This is a genomic window from Gemmatimonadales bacterium (genome assembly GCA_036500345.1).
Taxonomy (GTDB): domain Bacteria; phylum Gemmatimonadota; class Gemmatimonadetes; order Gemmatimonadales; family GWC2-71-9; genus Palsa-1233.
The window spans coordinates 61,511-80,954 of sequence record DASYCE010000012.1 but is presented as its reverse complement, the minus strand read 5'-3'; the positions used below and the strand labels follow the sequence as shown (position 1 = coordinate 80,954).

At 64.9% G+C, this 19,444-nt stretch carries 20 protein-coding genes; 8 read left to right on the top strand and 12 right to left on the bottom strand.

Translation table 11 applies throughout. The features are described 5' to 3' along the window. Positions 1–26 precede the first annotated feature (26 nt). The 3 genes from VGM20_06835 to VGM20_06825 are packed head-to-tail and all read left to right on the top strand — an operon-like array spanning position 27 to position 2,588. The gene (locus VGM20_06835; protein ID HEY4100574.1) at positions 27–734 is read left to right on the top strand and encodes a DUF1080 domain-containing protein; all 708 of its coding nucleotides are present in this window, start codon (positions 27–29) and stop codon (positions 732–734) included. Then, positions 731–1,924 (top strand): nucleoside permease, encoded by a 1,194-nt coding sequence (locus tag VGM20_06830; GenBank protein HEY4100573.1) that lies wholly within the window; start codon positions 731–733, stop codon positions 1,922–1,924. Before VGM20_06835 ends, VGM20_06830 begins: the two co-directional genes overlap by 4 nt. Before the next feature lies 1 nt (position 1,925). After that, positions 1,926–2,588 carry a copper homeostasis protein CutC gene (locus tag VGM20_06825; GenBank protein HEY4100572.1) on the top strand — a complete coding sequence of 221 codons (663 nt, stop codon included), beginning with the start codon at positions 1,926–1,928 and terminating at the stop codon, positions 2,586–2,588. Here the strand turns inward: VGM20_06825 and VGM20_06820 are convergent, their stop codons facing one another. The 6 genes from VGM20_06820 to VGM20_06795 all read right to left on the bottom strand — a co-directional run bounded on the left by VGM20_06820 (position 2,589) and on the right by VGM20_06795 (position 7,585). Beyond that, entirely contained in the window at positions 2,589–2,903 is a 315-nt protein-coding gene (locus VGM20_06820; GenBank protein ID HEY4100571.1) for a hypothetical protein, read from the bottom strand. Positions 2,904–2,919: 16 nt separating this feature from the next. Then, positions 2,920–3,291, bottom strand: a complete 372-nt coding sequence (locus VGM20_06815) for a YbjQ family protein (GenBank protein ID HEY4100570.1) — start codon at positions 3,289–3,291, stop codon at positions 2,920–2,922. Next, on the bottom strand, positions 3,279–4,514 hold the full coding sequence (locus VGM20_06810; protein HEY4100569.1) for a Gfo/Idh/MocA family oxidoreductase: 1,236 nt from the start codon (positions 4,512–4,514) through the stop codon (positions 3,279–3,281). Before VGM20_06810 ends, VGM20_06815 begins: the two co-directional genes overlap by 13 nt. Positions 4,515–4,540: 26 nt before the next feature. Continuing rightward, positions 4,541–5,131: a gluconate 2-dehydrogenase subunit 3 family protein gene (locus VGM20_06805; protein HEY4100568.1), complete on the bottom strand. Its 591-nt coding sequence runs from the start codon at positions 5,129–5,131 to the stop codon at positions 4,541–4,543. Beyond that, positions 5,128–6,825, bottom strand: coding sequence for a GMC family oxidoreductase (locus VGM20_06800; GenBank protein ID HEY4100567.1), 1,698 nt, complete (start codon positions 6,823–6,825; stop codon positions 5,128–5,130). Before VGM20_06800 ends, VGM20_06805 begins: the two co-directional genes overlap by 4 nt. A gap of 133 nt (positions 6,826–6,958) precedes the next feature. Continuing rightward, a complete protein-coding gene (locus VGM20_06795) occupies positions 6,959–7,585 on the bottom strand; it encodes an ArsR family transcriptional regulator (GenBank protein HEY4100566.1) in 627 nt (208 codons plus the stop codon). Positions 7,586–7,727: 142 nt separating this feature from the next. Here VGM20_06795 and VGM20_06790 point away from each other — a divergent pair, with 142 nt between their 5' ends. The 5 genes from VGM20_06790 to VGM20_06770 all read left to right on the top strand — a co-directional run bounded on the left by VGM20_06790 (position 7,728) and on the right by VGM20_06770 (position 13,725). Further along, a complete protein-coding gene (locus VGM20_06790; GenBank protein HEY4100565.1) occupies positions 7,728–8,279 on the top strand; it encodes a DUF4142 domain-containing protein in 552 nt (183 codons plus the stop codon). A 150-nt stretch (positions 8,280–8,429) separates the two neighbouring features. Next, positions 8,430–9,518 carry a DUF4956 domain-containing protein gene (locus VGM20_06785; protein ID HEY4100564.1) on the top strand — a complete coding sequence of 363 codons (1,089 nt, stop codon included), beginning with the start codon at positions 8,430–8,432 and terminating at the stop codon, positions 9,516–9,518. Positions 9,519–9,523: 5 nt separating this feature from the next. After that, the gene (locus VGM20_06780) at positions 9,524–12,115 is read left to right on the top strand and encodes a hypothetical protein (GenBank protein ID HEY4100563.1); all 2,592 of its coding nucleotides are present in this window, start codon (positions 9,524–9,526) and stop codon (positions 12,113–12,115) included. Between the two features lie 41 nt (positions 12,116–12,156). Then, a complete protein-coding gene (locus VGM20_06775; GenBank protein ID HEY4100562.1) occupies positions 12,157–13,116 on the top strand; it encodes a metallophosphoesterase in 960 nt (319 codons plus the stop codon). A gap of 72 nt (positions 13,117–13,188) precedes the next feature. Next, the gene (locus VGM20_06770; GenBank protein ID HEY4100561.1) at positions 13,189–13,725 is read left to right on the top strand and encodes a DUF4142 domain-containing protein; all 537 of its coding nucleotides are present in this window, start codon (positions 13,189–13,191) and stop codon (positions 13,723–13,725) included. Here VGM20_06770 and VGM20_06765 read toward each other — a convergent pair. The 6 genes from VGM20_06765 to VGM20_06740 all read right to left on the bottom strand — a co-directional run bounded on the left by VGM20_06765 (position 13,722) and on the right by VGM20_06740 (position 19,429). After that, entirely contained in the window at positions 13,722–14,555 is an 834-nt protein-coding gene (locus VGM20_06765; protein ID HEY4100560.1) for a sugar phosphate isomerase/epimerase, read from the bottom strand. The two genes, VGM20_06770 and VGM20_06765, sit on opposite strands and share 4 nt — an antisense overlap. Positions 14,556–14,616: 61 nt before the next feature. Then, the gene (locus VGM20_06760; protein ID HEY4100559.1) at positions 14,617–14,979 is read right to left on the bottom strand and encodes a hypothetical protein; all 363 of its coding nucleotides are present in this window, start codon (positions 14,977–14,979) and stop codon (positions 14,617–14,619) included. Next, entirely contained in the window at positions 14,979–16,043 is a 1,065-nt protein-coding gene (locus tag VGM20_06755) for a hypothetical protein (protein ID HEY4100558.1), read from the bottom strand. The genes VGM20_06760 and VGM20_06755 overlap by 1 nt, the downstream gene beginning before the upstream one ends. Then, on the bottom strand, positions 16,027–16,938 hold the full coding sequence (locus VGM20_06750; protein ID HEY4100557.1) for an ABC transporter permease: 912 nt from the start codon (positions 16,936–16,938) through the stop codon (positions 16,027–16,029). Before VGM20_06750 ends, VGM20_06755 begins: the two co-directional genes overlap by 17 nt. Next, complete coding sequence (locus tag VGM20_06745) at positions 16,935–17,969, bottom strand: ABC transporter permease (protein HEY4100556.1); 1,035 nt, start codon at positions 17,967–17,969, stop codon at positions 16,935–16,937. The genes VGM20_06750 and VGM20_06745 overlap by 4 nt, the downstream gene beginning before the upstream one ends. Further along, positions 17,966–19,429 (bottom strand): ATP-binding cassette domain-containing protein, encoded by a 1,464-nt coding sequence (locus VGM20_06740; protein ID HEY4100555.1) that lies wholly within the window; start codon positions 19,427–19,429, stop codon positions 17,966–17,968. The genes VGM20_06745 and VGM20_06740 overlap by 4 nt, the downstream gene beginning before the upstream one ends. Between the last annotated feature and the right edge of the window lie 15 nt (positions 19,430–19,444).

Here is a 19,444-nt window from a genome sequence, read left to right as displayed (position 1 = left end):
GAGGTATTTCCATGTTGCGACGCGCGATGCTTTCGAGAGCCCTCCCGGCCCTCGTCCTGATCCTCACGGCCTGCGGCGGGAATGGCCGGCGATCGCGCGATACCGCGCTGACGCCACGGGATTCGCTGCGGGCGGGCGGCTGGACGTCGCTGTTCGATGGACGGACGCTCTTCGGGTGGCACACCTACCAGCAACCAATCGGCGTGACCCGCGGCTGGCGCGTCGACAGCGGGTGGATTCGGACCGACGGCATCGACAAGGATCTGGTGAGCGACCAGCAATACAGCTCGTTCGAACTCGACCTCGAGTGGAAGGTTGCGCAAGGCGCCAACAGCGGGATCTTCATCTGGGCCAATGAGGGAACCGGCGAGATCTACGAGAATTCGCCCGAAATGCAGGTCCTCGACAACGCCGGCCATCCCGACGGCAAGTCGCCGCTCACTGCTGCCGGTTCGCTCTATGCGCTCTATCCGGCACCGATCGCCCTCGCCAAGCCGTTCGGCGAGTGGAACACCGTCAAGATCATCGTGCACGGCTCGAAGGTGCAGTACTGGCTCAACGGCGTGCGCACGGTGGATGTCAATTTCGATTCGAAAGAGATGCTGGCGAAGATTGCGGCGAGCAAGTTCAAGGACTGGCAGACGTTCGGCAAGTCGCGACGCGGGCACATCGGCCTGCAGTCGCACGGTGGGACCGTCTGGTTCCGCAATATCCGCATCAAGGACTTCTCATGAGTACCCGGCCGCGGCTGCAGGCGATGATGTTCCTCGAGTATTTCATCTGGGGAAGCTGGTTCGTCACCATGGGGACCTATCTCTCGGCAACGCGGCAATTCAGCGGAACACAGGTGGGTCTGGCGTACGGCGCCACAGCGATCGCGGCGCTGGTGTCGCCGTTCTTCATCGGAATGGTCGCCGATCGTTTCTTCTCGTCGGAAAAACTCCTGGCGGTGCTCCATCTCCTCGGCGCGGTGGTGATGTACCTGGTCTCGATGCAGACCTCGTTCGGTTCGTTCTACGTGCTGTTGATCCTGTACGCCCTCTGTTTCATGCCGACGCTCTCGCTCACCAATTCGGTGGCCTTCCATCACGTTGATGATCCCGGGCGGACCTTCCCGATGATCCGCGTTCTCGGGACGATCGGGTGGATCGTGGCGGGGACGCTGATCGGGAAGGTGCTCCACGCCGACGCGCTCGCGCTCCCGATGCGGATCGCGGCCGGCGCGTCGGCGGTAATGGGGGTCTACGCGTTGATGCTGCCGCACACGCCACCGAAGGCCGCCGGGACGCCGTTCTCGGTCCGCGACGCTCTGGGGCTCGACGCATTGTCGCTGCTGCAGGATCGCTCCTTTCTGATCTTCTGCCTCGGGTCGTTCCTCCTCTGCATTCCGTTGCAGTTCTACTACTCCTTCGCCAATCCGTTCCTCAACGAGATCGGCGTGAAGGACGCCGCCTTCATCCAGACCTTTGGCCAGTGGTCGGAGCTCTGCTTCCTCCTTGCGCTGCCGATCCTGCTCAAGCGGTTCGGCATCAAGGGGATCATGCTCGGCGGGATGGCGGCGTGGGCGCTCAGATACTTCGCGTTCGCGCACGGCAACGCCACCGACATGATGTGGCTGATCTGGATCGGGATTGCGCTGCACGGCGTCTGCTACGACTTCTTCTTCGTCGCCGGTCAGATCTATACCGACGAGCGCGCCGGTCCCAGGATCCGCGGTGCCGCGCAGGGCTTCCTCAACTTTCTCACCAACGGCGTCGGATACTTCATCGGCGCGTTCGTGTCCGGGCATGTGGTCGGCAGCTACGCGTCGTCACCGACGGTGCACAACTGGCCCGCGATCTGGATGGTTCCGGCCACCGGCGCGGCAGTCATTTTCGTTCTCTTCGCCCTGACATTCCGCCCCGGGCGGATGCAGGCGGCGTAGCGTGATCCTCGAAGCCTGCGTCGATTCGATCGACGCAGGCCTGCAGGCGCACTACGGGGGCGCCGACCGGATCGAGTTGTGCAGCGCGCTCGATGTCGGTGGACTCGCGCCTGATTCGAGCGCGCTCCGGCAACTCCTCGCACTGGACGTCGTCGCCTATCCGATGGTTCGTCCCCGCGGCGGGAGCTTTGTCTTTCGGCCCGCCGAGACCGATCGGATGGCGGAGGCCTTGCGCGCGTTCACGGATGCGGGTGCGCGCGGTGCGGTGATCGGTGGACTGACCGATGGCGGCCTCGTCGATCGCTCGCTGGTGCAGTCGCTTCGCGCGGTCGCGGGCCCCGGAGTGCGGCTGACCTTTCACAAGGCGTTCGACGAAATCACCGATCAGATCGAGGCGCTGGAGGCGCTCATCGACCTGGGCGTTGATCGAGTGCTGACATCCGGCGGTGCCGCAACTGCGTGGGAGGGGCGCGATCGGATTGCTGTGTTGGTCGAGCGGGCCCGCGAGCGAATCGTGATCATGGCGGGTGGGAAGGTCACACCGGAGAACTCGGCGCAGTTGGTCGCGGCGACCGGCGTGCGCGAACTCCATTTTCGAACGACCGACGCGGCGAAGGTCAACGCAATCCGCGCGAGCGTTGCCGCACACGACACTTCGCCCTGATCAGGTCGGGCGCTGAAGTTGGTCTGCGGCGGCGCGTGCCGCCGCTTCCTCCCGGATCTCCCGCTGTTGGCGCTCGATGAAGCGCCGGTCGCCCGCATCCCGGAGAAGACCCCACCCTCGCAGCCCGGCAAGGACAACAACACCGGCGATGAACGTTGCGACGAAGTCAACCACATTCTCGCGCAGGCTTGCACCGACCTTGTTGGCGACATAAAACGCCGCCGTCAAGCTCACCGCGCCGAAGAACGACGACAGGACGTCGTCGGCACGGAATACCGGATAGATGAAACACGGAACGCCATCCTTCGTGCGCATCGGCGGCCTCGATCGCTTATCCCGGGTCCGTCGCTTCGGCCACGACGGCAGTACCGTAGCAGAGCACCTCGGTCACACCCGACATGATTTCGGTTGCATCGTACCGAACGCCGATCACGGCGTTGGCACCGACGTTCTGCGCATGAGCCACCATCAGCTCGAACGCGTTCTCACGGGTGCGTTCACAGAGCGTGGTGTAGAAGGAGATGTTGCCGCCGAAAATCGTCTCGATCTTCGCGCCGATGTTGCCGAAGATCGAGCGCGACCGCACCACGATTCCGCGCACAATGCCGAGTGATTCGACGACCCGGCAACCGGGAATCTCGAAGGTGGTGGAGGTCAGTTCGTTCGGGATCGCGGCCGCGCCGCGGCGGGTTATGGCTGCCATGTGCCTTTCGCCACCGCCGGGACGAAGCTGTCGAGCCCGCGCGGCGGAAACGCGAGCGTCTTCCCCTGTTCTGCACTCTGGTACGCGGCCATGAGAATCTTCATCACCTCCACGCCGTCATCCCAGGTCAACATCGGTTCCTCAAGCCCGAGAAATGCCCGAACGAAATGCCGATCCTCCGCGACGTAGCCGTACGTCGCGGCTTCATCCGGAACGACCGGCATCAATCCGGTTTCGGCGTTCTGCTTTTCGACCAGGTCCTCGCCGGCTGCACCGTGCACCTGTCGCGAGAAGAAACAGGCGAGCTCCGAGTTCAGCGTGTTCCATGTCATCGAGTATTCGGGGCCGAGCAATTCGCCGGAGAGCCGGAGACCTGGACCGACAAAGCTCCACGACGTGGTCGCCTCGCCGACCGCAGTCTCTCCGTCGCTGGTCCGGTAGGTCACCGTGACCGATGCGAAATCCTCCGACGGGTGGCGCCGATAATCGACCTCCTTGCCGAACCGCGCTTTCAGTTCGCGCGCGTAGGCTGGGCGGCTCCACTTCAGCGACGCGATCCGCCCGTCGACGCTCACCGGCGTCAGTGACGCGCGCGGCTTCCCCGGCTCGGTGAGAAGAAAGCGCACCACTTCGATCGAGTGGCACATCATGTCGTTGAGAACGCCGCCGCCCTGTTTCTCCCCTTGCCAGAACCAGGCGTTGTGGGGACCGGAATGCTCTTCGGCGGCGCGGGCAAGGTATGGTCGCCCGGTGGTGCGGGCGCCGCGCGCCCAGATCAGCTGGCGTCCACGGACGATCCCCGGCGAGAAAAGCTGATTCTCGAGATATCCGTGCGCGATCCCTGCTCGCTCCACCAGCGCGCGGATTTTCTTTGCCTCGGCGACGGTGCGCGCCAGCGGCTTCTCGCAGGCGATCCCGCGTAGCTCTCCCTTGCCGCGGATCACCGCGTCGCAGACTTCCTCGACGTTTTCGATCCGCGCCTGATTCGGGCCGCAGAGCCAGATCGCGTCGATCGAAGGATCGGCGACCATGTCGGTGATGCTGCGAAACGCCTTCGCGTCGCCCACCCCGGTTTCGCGGGCGAGGCGAGCGGCACTTGCTGCGTTGCGCCCGTTGGGGCTCCAGACGCCGAGTACATCAGCGTCGCGAACGCCGGTCCACCCCTGGATATGGAAACGCGTATTGAATCCCGAACCGATGAAACCCACACCGAGTCGCTTCATGATCATCCGATCTGGAGACAGACGCCCTACGACGGCTTCGAGACGCCGAGCCGGGAATAGTTCTCTGCCGGACAACCGGTCCATTCCGGGACGACGGTGTTGCCCTGGTAGCCGAGATCGGTGACACCGATCTCGGAGGTAAAGAAGCCGGTTGCGGTGAAGGCGCGGAACGAACTGAACCATGCCACCGCGCGCGCCATTTCGGGGCGGGCGCGCGTCGGATACGCGATCGCGTCGAGTATCTCGCGGCGTTCCGCATCGGCGAGATCGACGAAGTCGTGCTGGTGACGGCGATGGCTTTCGTCGTCGAGCCACGCGAGTCCGCCGCGATGCGCGGTTCGCATTCCGGGCTCGAGATCGAGCATCGTATCCATGAATTCCGGAACAGCGGCCTCAGTCGCGGCACCGCTCACTGTGTCCTTGGGGATGATGAGGTCGACCAGCAGTGATACCGTCGCCCATTCGTGCGGGGTGTACACCTTCGGCGCATAGCCGCGGCGACGTTCCCGCGCGACGATCTGCGCCACCCGGGCCGCTTCGGCCGGTTTCGGAATCATGAACGCGCCGGCAGCCGCGGCCATTGCAGCCACCACCTCGCGCCGGGATAGATCGGTCACAGCGCGCCTCCCTTCCGCTGCTCGGCGATGTAGCGTGAGGTGCGTAGCGACAGGGCGAGGATCGTCCAGGTGGGATTCTTGTCGGCCTGGGTCACGAACGGTGCGCCGTCGGTCACGAACAGATTCTTGCAATCCCACGCCTGACAGTGCGGATTCAGCGCGCTGGTGCTCGCGGAGTCACCCATCCGCGCCCCGCCCACTTCGTGAATGATCGAGCCGCCGGTCGAGATTCCGTACTGTTCTTCGCGCGTCGGCATCTTCGACCAGACTTCCGCACCCATTTCGTGCAGGAGCGCGCGGAAGGTTTCCTGCATGTGCCGGCTCTGGTTGAGTTCGTGATCGCTCCACTTCCAGTGAAAACGGAGCACCGGGATCCCCCACTGATCGACCATGCGCGGGTCGATTTCGCAGTAGGAGTCCTCGTTGGGGATCATCTCGCCGCGACCGGAGAAGCCGATCGTCGATCCCCAGTATTTTCGATAGCCGGCCTTGAGCGAAGCACCATAGCCGCCGTCCCCGGGATAGTCCTCGATGTTCCCCATGAATCCGTAGCTCGGCATCCCCATCCCGCCCCAGATCTCGATGTGATAGCCGCGCGGGAAATCGAGTTTCTTGTTGTCGAGCCACCACGGCATGTAGAGGTGACCGCCACCAACGCCGTCGCAATTGTGGCGCGGCTGGTTGTCGAGCGCCGGGACGTAGCCGCCGACGTCGCTTCCCACCGTATCGGTGATGTACTTGCCGACCACGCCGCTCGCGTTGGCGAGGCCGTGCGGGAAGTGCGACGAGGAATTCGAATTGAGGAGCAGCCGCGCTGTTTCGCAGGCGCTCGCCGCGAGGACCACGATCCGGGCGTCGACCCTCGATTCGGTGCGGCTGTTCTTGTCGACGTAGATCACCCCGTCCGCAAGTCCATTCGCCCCGATGCTCACTTCGCGCGCCATCGCGTTGGCGATCAGCTTGAGCTTGCCGGTGCGCATCGCCGGCTGCAGCAGGACGTTGGTCGAGGTGAAGTTGGCGTTGACGCGGCAGCCGCGGTTGCACTGCGAGCAATAGTGGCACGCCGGCCGGCCATTGAGCGGCCGCGTCAGGATCGACAGCCGCGATGGGATGCACGTCACGTGCTGCGCGTCGGCTGCCTTCTTCACCAGCGCTTCCCAGCAGCGTGGCGTCGGCGCCGGAAGAAAGTCTCCGTCGGGGTGATTGTGGAGTCCTTCGCGGCTTCCGAAGATCCCGATCAGCCGATCGATCTCGTCGTAGTAGGGCGCAATGTCGTCATACGTGATCGGCCAGTCGAAGCCGAGACCGTCGAGCGTCTTGTGTCTGAAGTCGTCGGGGCCGAAACGGAGCGAGATCCGGCCCCAGTGATTGGTCCGGCCACCGACCATGCGCGCGCGCCACCAGGCGAACTGCGTGCCGGGCGCGGTCGTGAATGGTTCTCCCGGAACGTTCCAGCCACCGATGCATGCGTCGTGTTCTCCGAATGGACGCTCGGCCGTACCGCGCCCGCGTCGCGGCGTTTCCCATGGCGCCACCAGCATGTCTGAATCGGTGGTATTGTCCCAGGGGCCGCCGGCTTCGAGGAGGACGACGTTGGCACCGGCGCGAGTCAGCTCGTACGCCGCCATGCCGCCGCCCGCGCCCGATCCGACGATGCAGACATCGTAGACGTCGCGTCGAAGTTGAAGTGCCATCACACGTCCGGATTGCGTTGGTGAGGAAGGAGGATCGATCCGCGCGCCGGCACGATCGGCGGCGTGCAATGCAAAGGTACGTGGATCTGTGGGTGCCGTGAAGCGCGGGTCCAGCGCCCGGCGTGACGCTGGTTCAGCCAACCTCGAAGCGGCAGCGCGGCGATTCGCCGTGATCGCAGTGCATCGCGACAGGCACGCCGACGCGATCGGCGAGGAGCACCCGCACGAGCTCGCACGTGGCAGCGCATTCGCGCACCGCGTCGGCGAGCGGACATGCCGTCCCCTCCACGACAGCGACTCCCCCGTTTTGGCGCCGGGAGACGGCAGCGCCCAGCTGTTCCAGCAGGTGCTGGGCAGCCTCACCGGGATCCCGCGACAGTGGAACGGCGACTCGGGTCGCGAGCTCCTCCCCCGCCGTTCTGAAGAATTCCACCTGCCGCGCGGCCGGCATCCGCCTCGCAACCGTCCGGCTGATCGCCGCCAGTGCGGGGGCGTATGCGGTAGAGAGCCCTGCCTCGGCCTCAGCCGTCGCCGCGAAGAGACGCGCCGGTTGGCCCGGTTGGCCATCGTGACGCACCCCGGCGTCCCGCACCAATCCGTCGCCGACGAGTGCCGCCAATTGCGATCGAACCGCGTTGGGGGTCAACCCGACGTGCTCCGCCAATTCATCAACCGTCATCGCCTGAAGGCGGAGCCGGTGAAGAATCCGGTCACGGGTCGACCGGGACGGGGCAGGATCTGGGCGGCGTGAAGAGGGCATCGCAGGAGGAAATCAAACCGGGGGACCGATGGAACACAATATCTACAATAACTACTTGACTTATTAGAAAAACAGGCGATGTTCGTCCCCGCTTGGCCGCGGTCCATCGCCGCCGCCACCGCCAACCCTTTCCGGAGGATCCATGTTTGTCGCCATCCTGACCGCCCTCGTCACCGTGATCGCGCCAAGTGCTGCGCCACGAATCGCGACGGCCCCGACCGACGCCACCGCCGTTCGCCTCCAGGGTCTCAATGACCCGACCATCGTCGCCATCTACGACGCCGCCAACACCTACGACATCGAGGCCTCGCACCTCGCCGAACGCAAGGCGACGACCAAGGAGATCCGTGACTTCGCCGCGATGCTGGTGATGGCTCACACCGACGCACGCCAGAAGGGGCGCGATCTCGCCAAGAAGCTCGGCGTCACGCCAACCCCGCCGAAGCAGAATCCCCTCGCGCCGGACCATGTCGCCGCGATGAAGCGCCTCAATTCGCTCTCCGGCAAGGCGTTTGATCGCGCCTTCCTCGAGAACGAGATCGCCTACCACAAGGCGGTGATCGCGGCCGTCACGACCACCCTGCTCCCGGCCATCCAGAACGCCGAGCTCAAGCAGCTCGTGGTGAGTGTCTCGCCGGTGTTTGTGCAGCACCAGAAGGCCGCCGAATCACTGCTCGCCAAGATGCCGGCGTAAATCGCGCCTACGGTAATCCGCTGATGCAGGTGGAGGGAAAGTCCTTCCCTCCGCCTGCATCGTTGTTTTTCCGGCTGGTTCACCATCACGGGACGTCGGTGTCTGCCGACGCGGGAGGGGCGTCACCCCGCACATGAGAAAGGGTGACCAATGGAGATTTTCAAACGGCTGATCGACGTCTTCACGCTTGGATCCGACCGCCCGGTTCGCCGGTTGCTGGCGTATTACGCCGTGCTGGCAGTGGTTGTCGGGGTTCTGATCCATTTCTTCCCGTTCTTTGATCGGCTGTTCGCAGGTGAGCATGTGCAGGCGGTGGCCGACACCCAGTCGCTGCAGGATGTGATCAAGGGTGCCAAGGATGCCATCCCCGAGATCAGCGTCGGATCACGGCTGGACCTCGCCCTGACCACGGTCCTGATCATGGTGAGCACGCTCCTGCTGATGTTGCCGGTGACGTGGGTCTTCATGTCGGTGCGCCGCCTCCGGGATTTCAATCAGGGGGTGGCGCAGACGCTGATCGTGCTCCCGATCGTCGTGGCGGGAATCGTCCTCGTGGTGCGCACATCGCTCGCACTGGCGTTCTCCCTCGCCGGGATCGTGGCCGGGTTGCGTTTCCGCACCACGATGCGCGACGTGCGCGATACGGCGTACATCTTCCTCGCCATCGGTGTCGGCGTGGCCGCCGGCGTACAATCGCTCACCGTGGCGACCGTGCTCTCGGTGATGTTCAATTTCGTGGCGCTGCTGATCTGGCGGTACGACTTCGGCCGCAACGCGCTGGAGCCAACTGCGGCATCACAGTGGGCCGAACCGCTCGGGGAACTGGCCGACAAGGCATCGAACGATGCTGCCGTTCCCGACCGTGACCTCGTGCTGGCACTCTCGCCCGGCGAAGCGGCGGTGCTCGCGAAACGGTTCAACCGCGTCCACAAGATCCTGGGCCAGGTCCCCAAGAAGCCGCGATTCAACGCCATCCTCTCGGTCAGCTCCGATTCCCTCACCCTGGCACAGAACCGGATTGAATCGGTGCTCGACGGCCTTGCCCGCCGCTGGAAGCTGGACCAGGTCGTCACCAACGAAGGGAAACCATCCGAGCTCTACTACCTGCTGCGAGTGCGGCGGAGCGTCTCGCGTGACAGCATCCTCACGGCGATTCGACACAGCGCCGGCGACTCGATCGTGTCAGCGGATCTCGAGATCAGCGACGCGGCGCAGCACGCCAATCGGGCGGAGAAATGACGCTGATGGCGTCGCGATTGCGCCGCGTGATCGTCACAGCAGCGCTGGTGACGGCGACGATGCCGTCGGCGCAGGCGCAGCATCCTGGATCGAACCCGGGCACAGCCATGCGTACCGACAGCGTCACGGTGGCCGCCGGCGCACACTATCAGGCCGGTGCCCTACATCGCTTCTTCCTTGGCGGCGCATACCGTGATCTCTGGACCGCGCCGGTTCGCGTTCCGGTACTCGACCTCCAGACATATGCCGGGGGACTCCGGCCGCTCAAGGAAGGCGGTGGAGTCCAGACACGGTCGCTGCGGTTCGTCACGCCCGATCGGACGGAATACGTCTTCCGGTCGGTCGACAAGTTCGGGGTGGCGGTGCCACCGATGTGGAAGGGGAGTATCGTCGATCACATCGGTCACGACATGATCAGCAACAGCAATCCCGCGGCGGCACAGGTCGCGGCGCCGATTCTCGATGCGGCCGGCGTGCTGCACGTGACGCCGACGTTCGTCGTGATGCCCGATGATCCGCTCCTCGGCAAGTATCGCAAGAAGTACGCGGGACTTCTTGGCACGATCGAGGAATATCCGACCACGCCGAATGATGACGTCCCCGGCTTCGCAAACGCGAAGCGGATCATCGACAGCGACTCACTCCTCAAGCTGATCGACGACGACCCTTCCAACCAGGTCGATGCGCGCGCGTTTCTTCGCGCGAGGCTCGTCGACATGCTCCTCGGCGACTGGGATCGGCATCAGGGTCAGTGGAAATGGGCGCTGCTGGCCAGCGGTCCGACCGATGAGTGGGAACCGATCCCTCGCGACCGGGACCATGCGCTGGTCTCGTCGAGCGGACTCTTCGCCTGGCTCATCCGCGGCAGTCAACCGACGATGACGAAATTCGATGCCTCGTATCCCGCGATTGGTAAGCTCGTCTACAACTCCCGGCAATTCGATCGACGACTCCTGGCAGGTGTCAGCAAGGCGACGTACGACTCGATCGCGGACGCGCTGAAGGAGGCGATCACCGATTCGGCGATCATTGTCGCGGCGCACGCGATGCCGGCTGACTATCAGCATGATGACCGCGACCTCGCAGGCGATCTCGAGCGTCGCCGCGACTCGTTGCGCGTCATCGCAGACAAGTTCTACGCCGAACTGGCGCCGGTGGTGGACATTCACGCAACCGACGCGGCCGACCGCGCGACGGTGCGCCGCATCGACGATCACTCCGTCGATGTCGTGCTCACCGACAGTCGTGGCGCGGAGTATTTCGATCGCCGCTTCAACGCCGGTGAGACTCGCGAGATCCGCATCTACCTGCATGGCGGTGACGACACTGCCATCGTCACCGGAGCGGTGAAGTCGAGCATTCCCGTGCGGGTGATCGGCGGCAACGGATCCAACGTCATCATCGATTCGTCGCGCGTGGGCGATGACCGTCGCTCTGCCCACCTCTACGACGTCGGCACCGTGTCGAATGTCTCGTACGGTCCGGATACGCTCTTTTCTCGCCGCCCGATGCTGCACCGGTTCGGCACCCTGATTTCGCCGGTTCCGGATTACGGTACGCGCTTCGGACCGGCCGCCGAGATGACGGTCAATCACGACTACGGCATCATGCCGGGGCTCGGCGTCGCGCACTACAGCTATGGGTTCGGCGACTATCCGTATTCGAGCATGTACTCGCTGATTGGCGAATACTCCACCCATCTGCACCGGTCGCGCGTCACCTTCACCGCAGATGACCGCTTCGCGCAGTCGCCGCTGCATGTCACCATGCTCGGCAGGATGTCGCAGATCGAAGTCGTCGAATTCCACGGCCTCGGCAATTCGACGCCCCAGTCGGCGACTGACTACTTCGACGTGCATCAGCGCCAGTGGCTTCTGCAGCCGGCGATCTCGCTCGGCCTGGCGAAGAAGAGTGACCTCTCGTTCGGTCCGGTGGTCGACTACTTCCAGACCGACAACGTCCCCGGGCATTTCGTGTCGGCGGCGCGTCCGTACGGCTTCGGCTCAACCGGGGGCTTTGGCGAGGCCGGCCTGCAACTCACGCTGCACCACGACGGACGCGAGTTCGCGACGCACCCCTTCTATGGCACGCTCTTCGACCTGGGCGGGAGCTACTACCCAGCCGTGTGGGATCTCCGGAGCGCGTTCGAAGAGGCTCACGTCGCCGTGGCTCAGTACTACACGCTACCGATCGCCACGCACCCGCACGTCGTCCTTCGCGGCGGCGCAAGGAAGCTGTGGGGGGATTTTCCGTTCCAGGAGGCCGCGTTCATCGGCGGATCGTCGTCGATCCGGACGATCGATCGTGATCGGTATGCCGGCGATGCGGCGATCTACGGCACCGCCGAACTGCGCATCCCGGTGGCGCACCTCACGGTGTTGGTGCCGCTCGATCTCGGTTTGCTCGGCGCTGTCGATGTTGGGCGGGTCTACGTCGATGGTTCGTCACCGGATGGGTGGCACAATGCCTTTGGTGGTGGTTTCTGGATCGCGTTTCACACGATCTCGGCGGATATCAGGGTCGTCCAGGCGAACGATGTCGGCCGCCCCGCCGAGATAAGCGTCTCTCTGGGGATGCCGATCGGGTCGCGCCAATGATCCGCCGGCGGAGCGATCGACTGGAGAGGGGGAGAGGGAGGATGCGACGAAGCTATGTCGTGCTGGCGGTGCTGCCGCTGCTGAGCTTTTCGTGCAAGATCCCGGTGCAAGTCACGCCGCCAACCGCGGATGCGCCACCGAAGCTGGTGGCATTGACCGGAGCATCCGTCCTGGTCGGCGTGGGAGACATTGCCGTCTGCGGCACCAAGGCGGCGTCGCAGACCGCGCAACTGATGGACTCGCTGCTCCAGGCCGACAGCGCCGCGAAGGTGAACGATGCCGCGTTCACCCTCGGTGACAACGCGTACCCCAGTGGATCGGCGACGGACTACTCGGTCTGTTGGGGACCCACCTGGGGCGATTCCGCGCGGCGGATCATGAAAGTGCTCCATCCTTCTCCGGGCAATCACGAATACAACACCCAGGGTGCGACACCATACCTCCAGTATTTCGGCTCCAAGGCCGGGTCGTCGAAGAAGGGATACTACAGCTACAACGTGGGCGACTGGCACATCATCTCGCTCAACAGCGAGATCGCGGTCGACCCTGCGTTCTCCGCCCAGGACAGGCAGGCGCAGTTGGATTGGCTCAAACAGGACCTGCAATCGAACAAGAAGCTTTGCACCATGGCGTACTGGCACAATCCGCGATTCTCCACGGGATGGCACGGCAGCGATGTGTCGCTGCAGCCCCTCTGGCAGATCCTCTACGATGGCAACGCCGACCTCATCCTGAGCGGACACGATCACGACTACGAACGCTTCAGGCCGCAGACGCCTGCAGGCGTTCTCGACTCGGTGCGCGGCATCACCGAGATGGTCGTTGGCACCGGCGGTGGTGACCTGCGCGGATTCCGGTCGACGCCGGCGCCCAACAGCATCGTGCGGATCGAGGGCCATTACGGTGTTCTCAAGCTCACCCTCGGCAAGGAAGAGTGGCGCGCCGCGTTCATCGAAGTGGGCGGTCGCGTCTGGGATCCGAGCGGCGGCAAGTGCCATTGATGAAACGATTGTACCGCCTGACGTCCAGCCGTCGTCTCCGCTGCCGGGGATGACACCTCAGAGAGGTATGTCATGTTGACCAGAACGCTGATGATCCTGATCGGAACCGTCCTGCTGCCGGCCAAGCGTCCCACTCCGGTCAGCGTCCTTCCGCCATCGGACGCGACGATCCTTGGCGCGCTCGCCGCGACCGACGCCAACGAGATCGAGACGGCCAAGCTCGCATCGAGCAAGGCGTCTGCGCAGGAAGTGAAGGACTACGCCGACCAGTTGGTGCGGGATCATGAACGGTCGCGGCAGGAAGCGACGGCGCTGGCGACGCGGCTCGGAATTACACCGGTGGTCGATACCATCAACGCGTCGGCGCATCGCGACCTGATGACCAAGCTCAACGCGTTGTCGGGTGTCGCGTTCGACCGGACCTTCGTGCTGGCGATGGTTGCGGGCCACAAGGCGGCAATTGCGCAGGTGTCGGGGACGTACCTCCCCGCCGCGTCAAACCCGCAGCTGCGCGCCTTCATCCAGAAGCTGATTCCCATCCTGCGCAATCACGAGATGATGGGACAGCGCTGGCTTACCGCCCACAAGATCCCTGCGGGGAAGCCCTAGAAGTCGAGTTTCTTGAGGTATTGGTAGGAAGCCTTCGCACTGGCGAGCGGGTCACGCGCATCGTCGTGTTCGACGAAATAGTGCTTGATCCCGGCCTCCTTGTGGTGCGAGAAAATCTTTGCCCAATTGATGGTACCCTTGCCGACGTCCTCCATCTGATACGATGGCGCAGGACCAGCGTCCTTGACGTGGACCATCGGAAAGCGTCCCGGCCATTTCGCGAAATAGGCGAGGGGGTCCGCGCCTGCCTTGGTGATCCAGTAGAGATCCATTTCCACCTGGAGTTCGTCGGGCTTGGTCAATTCGAGCAGCTGGTCGAACATCGGCCGGCCACCCACGTTCGCGAACTCGGTGTCGTGGTTGTGGTAGGCAAGCTTGATCTTGTAGAACTTGGCGTCGTCGGCCGCCTTGTGAATCAGGTCGGCGGTCCGCTTGATCGCGTCCACCGAATTCTGATCCGCATCCTCGAGCGACGCGATCACCAGCCATTTGTGCTCGATCTCGGCCGCATCGCTGAGGGTGCGATTCCACGGTCCGCGAAGCGCGGCGAGGCCGATGTGCGCCGATGGCGACGTCATCCCGTTGTCGTCGAGCAGCTGCTTGATGGCTCGCGGCGGTCGGTCGAAATAGCCGGCGAATTCAACCTCCTTGAAGCCGATCGCGGCAACCGACGACAAGGTGCGCTCCACACTGTTCTTCATCTGGTCGCGAACCGTGTAGAGCTGGAGGCCGATGCGATCGATTCGGTCACGCGCGCCGGCGATCCGGCCGATCGGGAGCATCGATGCGGCAACGGCACCGGTGGTTTTCACGAAGTCGCGGCGATCCATGGCAATTCCTCTCACAGGTCAACTGCAAGTTCACCACCCCCGCCTGCGGATGCCAGCGCGCCTAGCCGGGAGTTCCTCCGCCCTCGACATGCAGACGGTGCAGCAGCCGGTGCAGGACCGGCGCGAGCAACACCCCGGAAGCTGCGATCAGGACCAGCCCGGCGTAGAGCGCATAGATCCCGGCGAAGAGCTTCCCCGACGTCGTGGGGATCTCCCCGATCGGGCCCATCCCGCCCAGAAGCATCGCCGCGTTCAGGAATGAGTCGATCCATTCGAACCGGGCAAACACCCGGTAACCCATGGTTCCCACGATCAGCGAAACGATGACGATCGCGAGCGCCAGGAGGAAATGTCGGCCAACCCGACCGAGAAAGAGCCGCATCGAGATGACCGGCTGGCTGCGATGCTCATATGGCTGCCACATCACGGTTCCTTTCCGTCCAGGATCACGCGCGACAGGATAGCCTCCTTCCACCCTCCCGGTGCGTCACCAGTCCGGATGATCACGCCGGGTTCGGCGACGGATTGGTACGCCTGGTCAAGGCGCGTGGTGGCGATCATCTGCCGGGAGTGCGGGTCGATCGCTTCGATCATCGTATCGAACACCTTGTCCGGCTCGGTGATGACGCCGCCGTGCTGGCCGCGCGAAGACGAGCCGATTCCCTTGCGCCATTGCGGGTCCGCCGCGGATCCCATGATCCAGAATCGCCCCGTCGCGTCGAGCCATGCGCCGAGAATCGATCCCTGCGGCGGCTGGGTGGCAGAGACCGGCAGGACACGGTTGTACCGCTGGAACCACGACGGGTGACGTTCGAGGACGCCGAGAGATTTGCCGTTCGAATCCCAGTGCTCGAGGCGCCAGCGGAATTGCGTCGGCATCGTCCAGAACGTCCCATCACGGTCGACGACCAGCCATCGGGGTGCCGGCACAATTGTCGAATCGGCCGCGCCGATCTGGCGCAGGGGGGCACCGGTGCTTGTCACCAGAAGCAGCGGCAAGGGATGGTCGGTGTTCGCCGGCGCGATCAGGATGTTGCCGTTGGACAGGATGGCGGCATCCCATGGGCTGGCCGGCAGCGCAATCGACCGGACGAATCGCCGATCGGGATCGAAGACAAACGCGCGCTGGCTTGCGTCGAAGATCCAGATCGAGTCTCCCGGCCCGATTCGGGTGAACAGCGGCGTCTCGAACTGCTGGTCGCCGCTGCCGGCCGCGAGTCCTCCGTGATAGCGACCCGAATCATCGTAGACCATCGGCGCGGCGGACACCGCGCTGGCGGAAGGAATCACGATGCGAAACCCGCCGGAATGATCGGCGCTCACGTTCGGTACGGTGATCATCGCACCGGCACCGCTGTCGGCGCCAAGCGTGATCAGCGGAACGAGGCGGATCGGAGCGAGCTCGCGCGCCGGCTGTCCGCAGGCCGTGGCCACGCCCGCGGCGGTCGCGATCGCCAGCGCACGAATCGTGTCAGAAGGTCTGGGCAAGTCCTGCGGGTCCCCGGTGTCGTCTGGTCGCCAGCGCCATCACAGCAAGTGCCAGAAGATACGGGAGGACGAGGAAGAGCTGGTATGGGATCGTCGTCCCCGCGGCCTGGAAGAGGAATTGGCTCTCTGTCGCCGCGCCAAAGACCAGCGCCGACGCGGCAATGCCCCAGGGATTCCAGCGCCCCAGCGCCACGATCGCGATGGCGATGAAGCCGCGCCCGGCGGTCATCTGCTCACTGAACGCCCCGACTTGCGCGAGCACCAGCGATGCACCGGCCACGCCGGAGCAGAGTCCGCCCAGTACCACGGCACTGATCCGCACCCGTGTTACCGCCACTCCGCACGCGGCCGCTGCCGTGGGACCCTCGCCGCTCGCCCTGATCTCGAGACCGAACCGGGTCCGGAAGAGGAGCCACGCCGCGATCGGAATCATCAGATACGCCACATAGGTGATTGCCGGCTGGTCGAAGAACACTGGTCCGAGGATCGGAATCGACGCGAGCCCGGGAATCGCCGCCAGATGCATCGTCGGAATCGACAACCCGGCACCGGCCACCCCCCATACGCGTCGCGCGAGCAGTCCAGTCAGTCCGGTCGCCGCGAGCGTGACCGCCATCCCGCTGATGATCTGGTCGGTTCGTCCCCAGATCGCGATCGCACCGAACGCAAAGGCGACCAGGATCCCGGCGAACGCCCCCGCCGCGACACCGGCGGTGGTGCCGTCGTGCGTGGCGACCACCGCGGCAGCGAACGCGCCGGCCAGCATGCCCCCCTCGATGCCAAGATTGATCACCCCGCTCCGCTCGGCGATCCCCTCACCGATCGCAGCGAGGAGCAGCGGTGTAGTGACCCGGACCGACGCTGTCCCGAAAGCGACGATCAGCGACGCCGTCATCGCGGCCGCCGCCAGGCCACGATCAATGCGGCGACGATGACCACACCTTCCACGACCTGGATGCCGACCGCGGGAATCGCGGCGTCCCGCTGCATTGCTCCCGATCCTGCCTCCAGTGCACCGAACATGATCGCGGCGACCACGACCAGCGCCGGACGCATCCGGCCGAGGAGGGCAACGGCAATCGCGGTGAAACCGTAGCCCGGCGAAAGATTCTGAAAGAGGGCATACGACACACCACTCACCTCGACGGCACCGCCGAGGCCGGCGATCGCTCCGGACCAGAGGAGCGCCATGGCCACCACTCGTGTAGTTGCAATCCCTCCGGCGATCTCGGCGGCCCGCGCGCCCGATCCGACTGCGCGCAACCGGAACCCCCAGCGCGTGCGGTGGAATACGATCATCAGCAGCGCGGCGATGAGCAGCGCGATCGGGAAGCCGGCGTGGAGTCGGCTCCCGGCGCCGAAGTGTGGAAGGCGCGCCGCGCGTGCAATGGGTGCACTTTGCGGATAGATGCGAGATGGTTCCTGCAGTGGCCCGGTGACCGCGTAACTGACCGCAGCCGTGGCGACGAAGTTGAGCAACAGCGTCGAGATCACTTCGGTGATCTCGAACCTGGCGCGAAGAATCACTGGAACGGCGATCCACGCTGCACCGGCAATGAGCCCCGCTCCCAGTACCAGTGGAATCGCGACGATCGCCGGCAGCGTGCCGGCATGAACACCCACGGCGACCGCGGCAACCGCTCCCGCGGCGAACTGGCCCTCCATCCCGATGTTCAGCGCGCCGGCGCGAGCGCCGACCGTGAAGGCGAGACCGAGAAGCAGCAGAGGCGTCGCATGCACCAGCGTCGTCGATGTCAGCGCATACCATGACCCGAACGCACCCTGCCAGAGCGCCGTGAGCGCGCCGCTGATGTCGAATCCCGCCGCCCAGAGAAATCCGGCGAGGAGTACCACTCCCAGGGCGAACGCCCCCAGCGCGTGGCCCACATCGCGACCGATCGTGTCGATCGCACGAGTTGCCGTCACGCCACGCGATCCAGTGCGAGCATCGCGTCGCCGATCACAGCCCGAGAAGTCCCCGACGGGAATTCGCACACCTCGCCGCGCGCCACGACCAGGATGCGGTGCGCCAGGAGCAGCACCTCATCGACGTCGGAGGAATGCACGATGACCGCGGCGCCGTGCACGGCAGCGTCGCGGAGTCGGGCGTGAATTGCGTGCGCCGCGCCGAGATCGAGCCCGCGGGTGGGATCTTCGGCCACCAGCACGCGCGGCCGACGCGCCAGCGCTCGACCCATCATGAAGCGCTGCTGGTTGCCACCGGAGAGCGCCGCCGCCTGCACGTCCGCGCCGCCGCCGCGAACGTCGAACGCCGTCACGACGGCATTGGCACCGGCGCGGACTGCACTCCAGTGGATCCATTCGGGTGACATGTCCAGCGTACCAAGGAGGTAGTTCTCGGCCAGCGTAAAATCGGGGATCAGCCCCTCGATGTTGCGATCCTCCGGGATGAACGCGATCGGACCGCGCACCTCGAGCTTTCCTGTGACGATCGTCGATCGATCGACGCCGGCAATTGCTCGCAACAGCTCGCGCTGTCCGTTCCCCTCGATGGCGGCGACACCGACGACTTCGCCTTCACGGATCTGGAACGAGACGGCATCGCTCCCCCACACCGTTGCCGAACGGGGGCGTCGCAGGCGTAGGGCTGCCGCTTGCACTGCGATCGGCCCCTCGATCGCCGCCGTCGCTGCCGGGGGCGGCAGGTCGCCGCCGATCATGGCGGTCGCGAGTGATCGCGGCGTCTGGCTGCCGATCTCACCGCTCAAGACCATCGTGCCGCGCCGAAGGACCGAGACGCGGTCGGCCACTTCGAAGACCTCATCAAGCTTGTGCGTGATCAGCACGATCGCCGTACCGCGAGCCGCCAGCTGGCGAAGGAATCGGAGAAACTCCCCGACCTCGCGCGGGGCGAGGACCGCGGTCGGTTCATCGAGCAGCAGGACACGTGCATCGCCCGCGAGCGCCTTGACGATCTCCAGACGCTGCCGCATTTGCACCGAGAGCGTATCGGCTCGGACCCGCTCGGGAAGCGGCAATCCGATCGTCGCGATCAACGCCGCGGCGCGCCGCTCCGCCGCTCGCTGCGTCTCGTGCCATCCGCCGGTGAGTGCAATGTTCTCGGCGACGCTCAGAGCATCGATCGAGGTAAAGTGCTGATGCACCATCCCGACCCCGGCAGCGCGCGCATCACGTGGTGAAGGAAATCCTGCCGTTGTGAAGGAGGGACCATTCCCATCGTCAATCGCCAGCGTGCCGCTATCGGCCCGCAGCGCGCCGTAGGCGATCCGCACCAACGTGGTCTTCCCCGCACCATTCTCGCCGAGGAGCGCGTGAATCTCGCCGCCGCGCACCGCCAGCGAGACATCGTCGAGTGCCGTCGTGCCGCCGAACCGTTTGGAGATGTGGCGAAGGGCGAGGTTCATCGGCCGCGACCCGGC